10 protein-coding genes are annotated in these 11307 nt (G+C 71.9%); 3 read left to right on the plus strand and 7 right to left on the minus strand.

Annotated elements, in window-relative coordinates; genetic code table 11:
- Window positions 1–201 precede the first annotated feature (201 nt).
- Window positions 202–684, minus strand: coding sequence for a CarD family transcriptional regulator (locus ACRX5S_RS33210; RefSeq protein WP_231779029.1), 483 nt, complete (start codon window positions 682–684; stop codon window positions 202–204).
- A 419-nt stretch (window positions 685–1103) separates the two neighbouring features.
- Here ACRX5S_RS33210 and ACRX5S_RS33215 point away from each other — a divergent pair, with 419 nt between their 5' ends.
- Window positions 1104–1838: a hypothetical protein gene (locus ACRX5S_RS33215; RefSeq protein WP_436776901.1), complete on the plus strand. Its 735-nt coding sequence runs from the start codon at window positions 1104–1106 to the stop codon at window positions 1836–1838.
- 143 nt (window positions 1839–1981) lie between these two features.
- On the opposite strand, the gene ACRX5S_RS33220 is transcribed toward ACRX5S_RS33215, so the two are convergent.
- From ACRX5S_RS33220 to mshA, 5 genes are all read right to left on the minus strand, one after another.
- The gene (locus tag ACRX5S_RS33220) at window positions 1982–2662 is read right to left on the minus strand and encodes a response regulator transcription factor (protein ID WP_358351960.1); all 681 of its coding nucleotides are present in this window, start codon (window positions 2660–2662) and stop codon (window positions 1982–1984) included.
- A complete protein-coding gene (locus ACRX5S_RS33225; RefSeq protein WP_436776902.1) occupies window positions 2659–3909 on the minus strand; it encodes a sensor histidine kinase in 1251 nt (416 codons plus the stop codon). Before ACRX5S_RS33225 ends, ACRX5S_RS33220 begins: the two co-directional genes overlap by 4 nt.
- Window positions 3910–4496: 587 nt before the next feature.
- Window positions 4497–5255, minus strand: a complete 759-nt coding sequence (locus ACRX5S_RS33230; RefSeq protein WP_436776903.1) for a phosphoglyceromutase — start codon at window positions 5253–5255, stop codon at window positions 4497–4499.
- Window positions 5256–5638: 383 nt separating this feature from the next.
- Entirely contained in the window at window positions 5639–6160 is a 522-nt protein-coding gene (locus ACRX5S_RS33235) for a YbjN domain-containing protein (protein WP_436776904.1), read from the minus strand.
- A 110-nt stretch (window positions 6161–6270) separates the two neighbouring features.
- On the minus strand, window positions 6271–7605 hold the full coding sequence (gene mshA / locus ACRX5S_RS33240; RefSeq protein ID WP_436776905.1) for a D-inositol-3-phosphate glycosyltransferase: 1335 nt from the start codon (window positions 7603–7605) through the stop codon (window positions 6271–6273).
- 322 nt (window positions 7606–7927) lie between these two features.
- On the opposite strand from mshA, the gene ACRX5S_RS33245 reads away from it, so the two are divergent.
- Window positions 7928–8773, plus strand: coding sequence for a class I SAM-dependent methyltransferase (locus ACRX5S_RS33245; RefSeq protein ID WP_436776906.1), 846 nt, complete (start codon window positions 7928–7930; stop codon window positions 8771–8773).
- A gap of 347 nt (window positions 8774–9120) precedes the next feature.
- Window positions 9121–10569: an NlpC/P60 family protein gene (locus ACRX5S_RS33250; RefSeq protein ID WP_436776907.1), complete on the plus strand. Its 1449-nt coding sequence runs from the start codon at window positions 9121–9123 to the stop codon at window positions 10567–10569.
- A gap of 143 nt (window positions 10570–10712) precedes the next feature.
- On the opposite strand, the gene ACRX5S_RS33255 is transcribed toward ACRX5S_RS33250, so the two are convergent.
- Window positions 10713–11057 carry a DUF2516 family protein gene (locus ACRX5S_RS33255; RefSeq protein ID WP_436776908.1) on the minus strand — a complete coding sequence of 115 codons (345 nt, stop codon included), beginning with the start codon at window positions 11055–11057 and terminating at the stop codon, window positions 10713–10715.
- Between the last annotated feature and the right edge of the window lie 250 nt (window positions 11058–11307).

Consider the following 11307-nt stretch of genomic DNA (forward strand, 5'->3'; position numbering starts at 1 on the left):
CGGACCAGGGTCCGGCGCGCACCGACGGACCGGGCCGCGTGAGCCCGGAAAACGGCCGCGAAGAACCCGTCGGCCGACAACCGACAGATCAAACGGTCGCCAGGCCGGTACAGACGGGGCCGCGGTTCACCCGATTGCGCGATTTTCCACACAAGTCATGGAGAGCCGCCCACACGCCCCGTTCCGCCCGGCGCTACGCGGTCAGGAGGCCAGAACCTCGTCGAGGATCGCCTCGGCCTTGTCTTCGTTGGTGTTCTCCGCGAGAGCCAGCTCGCTCACCAGGATCTGCCGCGCCTTCGCGAGCATCCGCTTCTCACCGGCCGACAGGCCGCGGTCACGCTCACGGCGCCAAAGGTCGCGCACGACCTCGGCAACCTTGATAACGTCACCGGAAGCGAGCTTCTCCAGGTTCGCCTTGTAGCGTCGCGACCAGTTCGTCGGCTCCTCGGTGTGCGGAGCCCGCAACACCTCGAAGACGCGATCGAGGCCGTCCTGGCCCACCACGTCGCGCACACCGACGAACTCCGCGTTGTCAGCGGGGACTCGTACCGTGAGGTCGCCCTGGGCTACCTTCAGCACCAGGTAGATCTTGTCCTCGCCCTTGATGGTGCGAGTCTCGATCGCCTCGATGAGCGCGGCCCCGTGATGGGGGTAGACCACCGTGTCGCCAACCTTGAACGTCATGTGACAGGTACCCCTTCCGTGGCTTTCTAGGGTAACACGGGTCACGCCCCGCCTGAATGGCGTTTCCGCAGGTCAGGGCCTTAGTCGGGGCTTGACAACGGCCACACGGACATGCTTGTCCCACCCCGCGGCGACTCGCGAGGTGATCCATAAACCGGACAAAGCGGTCAACTTATCCCTGCCTCAAGTCGAACACGGAATCGACTATCTGCGTGGGTGGACACACTGGCCGGACCCATCTGTTTTTGGACACCAGTGGGGATGGCGGCGGGGACGGCGGAGGAGGGGGTGGCCAGGGGTGTGCGTCGCGGGGGCCCTGGGCGCGTGTTGGGGGTGGATCGCGGCTGGATAGGCTGTCGCCCGGTCCCAAAAGACCGGGATCACCGAGCCTGTCGAGGACCCAAGGAGAAACGCCCGCCGTGAGCCGCAGCATTCGACGGGGTGCCGTCGCCGCAACCCTCGCCCTCGCGCTGGCCCCTCTGGCGGCCGCCTGCTCCAGCGGCACCGACGCCGCGACCTCGCAGCTCAAGCCGGACAGCGCGCACACGCAACTCGGCACCATCAAGGTGCAGAACCTCTCGCTGGTCACCGGGGACGGGGACTCGGGGCTCGTGTCGCTCGGCGGCGCGATCATCAACGAGGGCGACAAGCCCGAGACCCTCAAGTCGGTCACGCTGGCCGGCGCCGCCGTGCCCGGCGCGATGAAGGACAAGGACGGCGCCACGTCCATCACCATCCCGGCGGGCGGCGCGGTCTACCTGACGGGCGAAAAGGGCGGGCCCTCGGTGAGCTTCTCGGGCGCGCCCGACGCCACCGCGGGCAAGTACATCGACGTCACCTTCGGCTTCAGCAGCGTCGGCGAGACCAAGCTCGGCGTCGCGGTGCACCCGCCGGAGGGCTACTACGAGTCGCTGAAGCCCGCGGCGCCGCAGACCGCGACCCCGGCACCCTCGACCCCCGCGCCGCCGACGAGTGCCCCGGCCACCAGCGCCCCCGCGTCTCCGCCGGCCTCCGGCGCCGCCTCGGGTGCCCCGGAGGGCGGCGAGACCCCGGGTGCCCCGGCGTCGGGCGCTCCGACCGGCACGGCCACCGCGCCCGCGTCCAACACCTCGTCGCGGCCCCCGGCGTCGTCCAACGCCCCCGCGAACGGCTGACGTCCGCAGCGAGCAGAGGCAGCGCCGCCGAGGCGGCGTACCAGGCGGTGAAGGCCGAGGGCCCGTCCGGAACATCCGGGCGGGCCCTCGGCCTTTGCTTCGGTCCGCGTACGCCGCCTCGCGGACGCGTGCGAACGCGCCTGTCAGGGCTCGAACTTGTAGCCCAGGCCGCGCACCGTCACCAGGTAGCGAGGGGCCCCCGGGTCGGGCTCGATCTTGGCGCGCAGGCGCTTGACGTGCACGTCCAGCGTCTTGGTGTCGCCGACGTACCCGGCGCCCCAAACGCGGTCGATCAACTGCATGCGGGTCAGCACGCGGCCCGCGTTGCGCAGCAGCAGCTCCAGCAGGTCGAACTCCTTGAGCGGCAGTTCGACCTTGACGCCGTCCACGGTAACGCGGTGCCGGTCGACGTCCATGCGCACCGGGCCCGCCTCCAGGGCGGTCGGCTCGACCTCGGTCGGCTCGCCCTGGCGGCGCAGCACCGCGCGGATGCGGGCGACCAGTTCGCGCGACGAGAAGGGCTTGGTGACGTAGTCGTCCGCGCCGATCTCCAGGCCGACGACCTTGTCGACCTCGCTGTCCTTGGCGGTGACCATGATGACGGGCACGTTCGACTTGGCGCGCAGGCGGCGGCAGACCTCGGTGCCGGGCAGGCCCGGCAGCATGAGGTCGAGCAGCACGAGGTCGGCGCCCCCCTGGTCGAACTGTTCGAGCGCGTCCGGGCCGGTGACCGCGACCGCGACCTCGAACCCTTCCTTGCGCAGCAGGAACGCCAGCGGGTCGCTGAAGGACTCCTCGTCCTCGACGACGAGCACTCGGGTCATCCCGAACCCTCCCGGGAGTTGTACGACGGGGCCAGGTCACTCGGTCCGCCGGACGCGGACGGAGTCCCGGGCTTCGTCATTGTGGACGCCGCGTCCGGGAGCTTCCCCCGTTCGTCGGCGGGCAGAAGGGGCAGCACCAGGGTGAACGTGGTCCCCACGCCCTCCAGGCTGCGTACCGTGACCTCGCCCCCGTGTCCGGCCACGATGTGTTTCACGATGGACAGTCCGAGCCCGGTCCCGCCGGTGGCCCGCGAGCGGGCGGGGTCCACGCGGTAGAAGCGCTCGAAGATGCGGTCCAGGTCGCGGTGCGGGATGCCGATGCCCTGGTCCGAGACGGCGATCACGGCCTTGCGGCCGGTCACCCGCACGTCGATGTCGACGCGGGTGCGCTCGGGGCTGTAGTTGACGGCGTTCTCGACCAGGTTGCCGAGGGCCATCACGAGCTGGTTGTGGTCCCCGGGGATCACCAGGCCGGGGTCGCCGCCGACGCCGAGGGTGATCTGCTTGTTCTGGGCGACCTGGCGGCAGCGGTCGACCGCCTCCGCGACCAGTTCGTCGACCGGCACCGGGGCGATGTCCTGGAGCGGGTGGTCGTTCTGCACGCGCGAGAGGTCGATCAGCTCCTGCACCAGGTTGGTCAGGCGTGCCGACTCGACCTGCATGCGGCCGGAGAAGCGGCGTACCGCCTCGGGGTCGTCGCTGGCGTCCAGGACCGCCTCGGCGAGCAGCGACAGGGCACCGACCGGGGTTTTGAGCTCGTGACTGACGTTGGCGACGAAGTCGCGGCGCACGGCATCGACGCGGCGGGCCTCGGTGCGGTCCTCGACGAGCAGCAGCACGAGGCGCGACCCGAGCGGCGCGACGCGCGCCGAGACCTCCAGCTCCTGGCCGTCGCGTCTGGCCAGCAGGAGGTCGCGCTGCCTTATCTCGCCGTCGCGCCGGGTCTCGCGGGCCATGCGCAGCAATTCCTCGGGCACCAGTTGGTCGCCGCGGACCAGGCCGAACGTGTACGCGGCCGAACTCGCCTTGACCACGGCGTCGCGCTCGTCCAGCACGACGGCGGACGAACGGAGTACGGAGAGGACGATCGCCACGCCGGGCGGGAGCACCGGGCCCGCGGTGGGGGCCGCCTGTCCGCCCGGGTTGCCGAGGGCGCGCTCGCTCCAGCGGAATGCCAGTGTCCCGGCCACTCCGACGGCCAACCCTGAGAGGGCGGCGACTGTTGCCGCGGCCACGTTCACGTCCACAGAACCCAGGGTAAAGCTGCCCCGAACGGGTGAACCCTCTCCGGGCGGCGGAGACCGGATGACTTCATCGACTGTTCACCGCTCGGCCGTATCGGGTTCAGTTCAGACGGATGTCGCAAGAAGCGCCGTTTGCCGGTTTCCACCGTTGACGGCCGGATGCGTTGTGGGTTGACTCGGATACGGACGGTGCGCGGAACGTCGCGGCAAGGCTACGGGCAACGCATTGGTCCTGACAGGTGAACGGAGGTCGTTCATGCCCGATCGGCACACCAGCGCCATGACCGGTACCGACTCCCCGACCGCACCGAGATTCCCCGCGGCGCCGACATCGGCGCCCGTCACCCCGCCCGCGCCACCGGGCACGCGCGCGTACATCGAGGTCACTCCGGTGCGCGCCGCCGAGTCCCGCAGGCCGGGGTCCGCGCCCACGCCGGGGTGCAGTTGCCCGTCGACGTGCGGCTGCGGGTGCAAGTCCGGTTCGGCCTGCAACTGCGGAGGCAGTTGCGGCGGCTGAACGGGGGCATGGCCAGGGGCGCCCACCCCTTCCGTGACGGGCGCCCCTGGTCATGTCTGTCGGCTGCTCGCTGCTACTTGCGGCCCTGGTTCTTGACCGCCTCGATCGCGGCCGCCGCGGCCTCGGGGTCGAGGTAGCGGCCGCCCGGGGTCAGCGGGCGCAGGTCGGCGTCCAGCTCGTAGAGCAGCGGGATGCCGGTCGGGATGTTGAGGCCGGCGATGTCCTCGTCGGAGATGCCGTCGAGGTGCTTGACCAGCGCGCGCAGCGAGTTGCCGTGCGCGGCGACCAGCGTGGTGCGGCCGGCCTCCAGGTCGGGCACGATCGCGTCGTACCAGTAGGGCAGCATGCGCCCGACGACGTCCTTCAGGCACTCCGTGCGCGGCCGGATCTCGTCCGGGAGACCCGCGTAGCGCGGGTCGCCGACCTGCGAGAACTCGTCGTCGTCGGCGAGCGGCGGGGGCGGGGTGTCGTACGACCGGCGCCACAGCATGAACTGCTCCTCGCCGAACTCGGCCAGCGTCGCGGCCTTGTCCTTGCCCTGGAGCGCGCCGTAGTGGCGCTCGTTGAGGCGCCACGAGCGGCGGACCGGGACCCAGTGCCGGTCGGCGGCGTCGAGGGCGAGTTCCGCGGTGCGGATCGCGCGGCGCTGGAGCGACGTGTGCAGGACGTCGGGCAGCACACCCGCGTCGGTCAGCAGGCGGCCGCCGCGCGCGGCCTCCGCCTCGCCGGTTTCGGTCAGGTCGACGTCGACCCACCCGGTGAAGAGTCCCTTGCGGTTCCAGTCGCTCTCACCGTGGCGGAGGAGCACGAGCTTGTATGCGGTGTCGGCCATGCGCCCGAGCGTAATGGAGGGGCCGGGGGCCTTCGGATAGGGCCCGGCGCGGTACGGGGAGTCCGGGGCCCGCGGGTGAATGCAGGGCATCCGGGGTCTGTCCAGGGGCGCGACGAGGCGCTGGTCCCCGTCGGCAACCACGCCGCACGCCCGGGCCACCCCGGGATCACCCGCGTGAGCGACCCCGCGGACCGGTCCAGCGCGTGTCTGTCGGATCCTTGTGCCGCTCCCGGTCTGTGGTGCCGTGCACCGCTCGCCGGGCCCGGCGGCCCTTCCAGGCGCAGGCCCGAAGCTCGTACTCAGTCGTACTCGCAAGGGGCCGCAACGCCGCGAGGCGCGGTGTCCAGGGGCCGTGAGCGGCACGAAGATCCGACAGCCACGACCTAGTCGGCGGGCTTCTCGTCCCGTTTGCCGCGTTCGATGAGGTGGGTGAAGGCGTCGAGGTTGCCGGTGGATTCGCCGCGTTCGGTGCGCCACTCCCACTCGCGCCGGATGGACGTGGCGAAGCCGAGTTCCAGCAGCGTGTTGAAGCTGTCGTCGGCGGCCTCCAGGACCACGCCGAGCAGCCGGTCCACCTCGTCCTCGGTGACGGCGTGGACCGGCAGGCGGCCGGTGAGGTAGACGTCGCCGAGCTTGTCGAGCGAGAACGCGACGCCGTACAGCCGCACGTTGCGGGTCAGCAGCCAGCGGTAGAACGCCTGGTGGTTCTCGTCGGGGCGGCGTACGACGAACGCCGTGACGGTCAGCGTGTGCCGGCCCAGTTTCAGCGCGCACGTGGTCTTGAGCTTGCGCGTGCCGGGGAGCGTGACGACGAAGGTGTCCTCGTCGGGCCGCTCCCATGTGACCTCGGCGTCGTCGAGGGTCCGCCGGATGATCTCGGCGGCCTCCGCCCGGGTCTGTTCCACTGTGCACCTCGGGAATCGGCGGTTTCGGCGTTCTTCGGGCGTGCGTCCGGCGGTCTCCGGACCGGTTGACCACGCTAGTGCTCCGCGCAGATTATCCGCGCGGCGGTCCGCTACTGCACGGCCAGCGAGCGGATCGGGCCGGCCGTGTCGGCGATGGTCCTGCGGTACACGTCGGCCATCGACGCGGCGGCGGCCGCCCAGCCGAAGTTGGCCGCGTGCCGGACCGCACCGTCCGCGTACTGCGCACGCAGGCGCGGGGACCGCAGAAGGCGGCCGATCGCCTCGGCGTAGTGGGCGGGGTCGTGGCCCGCGACGAGGGTGCCCGACACGCCGTCGCGCACCGCGGTCGGCAGGCCGCCGACCGCCGCGGCGACGACGGGGGTGCCGCACGCCTGCGCCTCGATCGCCACGAGGCCGAAGGACTCGTTGTACGACGGCACCACGGCCACGGTCGCGGCGCGGTACCAGTCGGCGAGCACTTCCTGCGGCACCGGGCGCCGGAAGCGTACGACGTCGTGCACGCCGAGAGAGGCGGCCAACTTCTGGAGGTGCTCCGGCTCGGCGAGCCCGGTGCCGCTCGGCCCGCCCACGACCGCGACGACCAGGTTGTCGCGCAGCGACGGCTGTTCGCGCAGCAGATGGGCGGTGGCGTGGAGCAGGACGTCGGGTGCCTTCAGCGGCTGGATGCGCCCGGCGAACAGGATCACCGCGGCGTCCTCGGGCAGGCCGAGGCGGCGGCGGGCCGCGGCGGCGTCGCCGGGGCGGAAGACGTCCAGGTCGACCCCGGGGTTGACGACCGCGACCTGGTCGCGCGGGGCGGCGTACAGACCGATGAGCTGGTCCGCCTCCTCGGCGGTGTTGGCCACGAGCCGGTCGGCGGCCTCGACGACCTGGCTCTCGCCGATCACGCGGGCCGACGGCTCGGGGCAGTCGTCGGCGGCCAGCGAGGCGTTCTTGACCTTCGCCATCGTGTGCATCGAGTGCACGAGGGGGACGCCCCAGCGTTCCTTGGCCAGCCATCCGACCTGCCCGGACAGCCAGTAGTGGGAATGCACGAGGTCGTAGTAACCGGGCTCGCGCATGGCCTCGGTGCGCAGCACGCCGGAGGTGAAGGCGCACAATTGTGCGGGGAGGTCTTCCTTGGACAGCCCCTCGAAGGGGCCCGCGGTCACGTGCCGGACCAGGACGCCGGGCGCCATCTCGACAACGGGCGGCAGGTCGCGTCCGGTGGCCCGGGTGAATATCTCCACCTCGACGCCCAGCGCGGCGAGGCGCTTGGACATCTCCACGATGTAGACGTTCATGCCTCCGGCGTCGCCGGTGCCGGGCTGATGCAGCGGCGACGTGTGGACGCTGAGAGTCGCGATCCTGCGCGGCGCCCCCCGGCGGCCGGCCAGGGTGTTGCGCGCCCCGGATCCGCCCGCTCGCGGCACGTGATGACTCACGCGATGACCTCCTACCAGGCCGACGAGGCCTGCCTCAGCCGCACTACTGCTGGACGCGCGAGTGCGCGGACGGCAGGCACGACGTTCGGCGCCCGACCACCCTTTGTGGCGGGCGTGTGCTGGGACTGCTTTGCCCTCCCCGGCCGCTGTCGCTTAATTCAGGCGACAACACCCCCGGTCAAGTGATAACCGATCCGTCGGTCCGGGGGATTCCCGGCCGGGATGTGAGATCTTCCGGGCACGCTCCGCGATCATGGTGACACGGGCGGTCGCGGGCGGTCGCCCCGGGGACCGGCAAGAGGGCCCGCCCTACACTCGGGTCATGGTCAGGCGCGGCGTTCCGGGGGCGGTCGGAGCCCGCGGGGGCGGCCCGAGAGCGGGGCGTCCGACCGGGGTGATCACCCGGGGGACCACCAATCCGAACCGGCTGCGGCGGGTCGACCGCTGGATCGCCGCCGAGCACGGCCGCCTGCTGCGGGCGGCCGCGGATCCGCTGGTCGTGGACCTCGGGTACGGCGCCTCCCCCGTCACCACCGTGGAGTTCCGGCGGCGGCTGAGCGCGGTGCGGGCGGACGTCGAGATGCTCGGCATCGAGATCGACCCGGCGCGCGTCGCGGCGGCGCTGCCGTACGCCGGCGACAAACTCTCGTTCGTGCGGGGCGGGTTCGAGGTACCGCTGCCGGACGGGCGGCGGCCGGTGCTGATCCGGGCGTTCAACGTGCTGCGGCAGTACGGCGAGGACGAGGTCGCCGGCGCGTGGTCGGTCATGTGCGGGCGGCTGGCCCCCGGCGGCCTGCTGGTCGAGGGCACCTGCGACGAACCCGGGCGCCTGGCGGCGTGGGTGGCGGTCGGGGCGGACGCGCGGCCGCGCACGCTGACCCTGGCGGCGCGGCTCGCCACGCTGGACCGCCCGTCCGACCTCGCGGAGCGGCTGCCGAAGGCACTCATCCACCGCAACGTGCCGGGCGAGCGCGTGCACGCGTTCCTGACCGCGTTCGACCGGGCCTGGGACCTGCACGCTCCGCTGGCGCCGCTCGGCGCCCGCCAGCGGTGGGCCGCCGCGGTGGGCGCGTTGGCGGCGGACTGGCCGCTGTGCACCCCGCGTTCACGCGTCAGGGGCGGGGAGGTCACGGTGTCGTGGGATGCTGTGGCGCCTGGTGACACGTGACGATTGCGCGGGGAGGGCCCCGGGGTGACACGTGGCGAACGAGTCGACCGCATCTGACTGTTCGTCATATCAATGTGCCACCCGGCTTGGCGGGGACCGCTTTTGCGACCCCGAATGCCATCGAACACTGAAATAGTTCATCCGGATTTCATGGGTTTCACCCGATAACGTCCCCTGACGATCAGCAATTCTCCTCTGCCCTTCGCCGCCGGAACGTGCGAGGATCCGACGCTGGAACCGGTTCTCAAGAGCCACCTCCGTCCTCTTGAGAGCCGGTTCCCACCGCATTCACGAAGCCGCGAGGCGACGTGGGGGAAGCGCAGCCGACTGATCGGAAGGGTCAGCGCATGGCGATTTTGGGGGGCGGGACCCGAGGCTGGGCCCGCGCTGCGACCTCATGCGGAGCGGCGCTCCTGTGCGCCGCGCTGTTCGTCGGCCAGGCCGGCGCCGCACCCGATCCCGCACCGCCGCAGGCCCCGTTCAACCTGCTGAACGTGCAGACCCAGCTCCAGGACCTGTACCGGCAGGCCGAGCAGGCCACCGAGCGGTACAACGCCACCAACGAGCGGCGGGCGACGCAGCAGGTCAAGGTCAACGACGTCCGCGCGGGCATCGCCTGGACGCAGCAGCAGATCGCGTCCCAGAAGGACGAGATCGGACGCATCGCGCGCCTCCAGTACACGACGCGTGGCGTCGACCCGCTGCTCAACCTGATCCTCACCGCGAACCCCGAGGAATTCCTCGCGCAGGCACCGACGTTCGCCCGCATCAGCCAGACTCAGGCGGAGACGATCGCCCGGCAGAAGCAGGCCGAGCAGCAGCTCAAGAACATGCAGAAGGCGGAGGACGCGCAGCTCGCGGAGAACCGCCGTCTGGAGAGCGAGTCGCAGAAGGCCCAGGACGACATCCAGGCCAGGGTGTTCGAGGCCGAGATGCTGCTCGCCAGTCTGACGCCCGAACAGCTCGTGGAGTTGGAGGCGTTGGAGGCCCAGGTCGCCGAGGCCGGGCAGGCGCAACTCCACCAGTACGGCATACTGACGCGCCCGGACCAGCTCACCACCACGGCCGCGCAGCAGGCGATCAACTTCGCGCTCGGCAAGATCGGGCTGCCGTACATCTGGGGCGGCGTCGGGCCGCAGGGCTACGACTGCTCGGGCCTCACCTCGAAGGCGTGGCTGTCCGCGGGCGTCCGGATCCCGCGCACCTCCCAGGAGCAGTGGGCGCGCCTGCCGCGGGTGCCCACCGGCGACATGCGGCCGGGCGACCTCATCGTCTACTACAGCGACGCCAGCCACATCGCGATGTACCTCGGCAACGGCATGATGGTGCACGCGCCGCGACCGGGCCGCACGATCACCATCGCCCCGGCGGGCTCGATGCCGATACTCGGCGTGGTACGCCCCGACGGCGGCGCGGGCGTCGTCCCGGCCCCGCCGGTCCCGAACCTGCCCAAACCGCCGAAGCCGACGCCGCCCCCCGGGACCACCCCGCCGCCGCCCGGCACGACCCCGCCGGGCACGACTCCCCCGCCGGGCACCACGCCCCCGGGCACGACGCCGCCGCCGGTGACCACGCCGCCGCCGACCTCACCGGGCACGGGCACGCCGACGAACCCCGGCACCGGGACGCCGACCGACAAGCCGACCACGGGCACGCCGGGCAACACCGGGACTCCGGACCCGACGCCGACGGACCCCCCGACCACACCGGGGACCACGCCGCCCGCGACCCAGCCCACGACGACTCAGCCGGAGAACTCGTCGCCGCAGTCGGAGACTTCGACCGGCGGGACCTGAGCCGTCCGGCGGGACGCCGAGTACGGGAACAGCACGGCGAAGGCCGGGACACCTCGGGGGTGTCCCGGCCTTCGCCGTACTGCCTTGCCGGCGTCAGACCCTCGTTGGCGTCGGACGCGGGCGGGCGCGCGGGCGGGCGGACGTCACCAGGGGCCGTACGGTCCCTGCTGCCCGCCGCGACGGCCTCCGCCGACCTCCTTGAGCGCGGGGCGTACGTCGACCATGTAGACGATCGCGGCGATCAGTCCGGCGATCGAGAGGATGCCGTCCAGCCGGGCGAAGAAGAAGTCCCAGATCACCGCGATGGCCAGCACCGCCACCCAGAAGACCTTCTTCAGTTTGTTCGCCGCGCGGTACGCGTCCTCGCGCCGCGTCGCCGCGTCGACCAGGCAGAACGCCTTGAACAGCATGAGCGCCATGGCCAGCAGGTACGTCACGCTGCCGAACGTCGCCAGCAACGCACCGGCGGCCAGCGTGGTATCCGGCATCGCTCCTCCTCCTGTGCGCCCAGTCGCGCCCCTCCGGACCGCCGCGACGGAAACGGCTCCCCGGCCACGGCATTAGCAGTCTCGCACGCACCGCCGCCGAGTGGGACTCATGACATCCAGGTCGCTCCGCTCCCCCACCCGTCCCGCACACCTTGCACAATGTGCACGCCCTGCACAGCCTGCACGCCCTGCGCGGCAGCGGGGGGGGGGGGGGGGGGGGGGGGGGGGGGGGGGGGGGGGGGGGGGGGGG

Origin of the sequence: Yinghuangia sp. YIM S09857 (genome assembly GCF_051388915.1) — a bacterium.
Taxonomy (GTDB): Bacteria; Actinomycetota; Actinomycetes; order Streptomycetales; family Streptomycetaceae; genus Yinghuangia.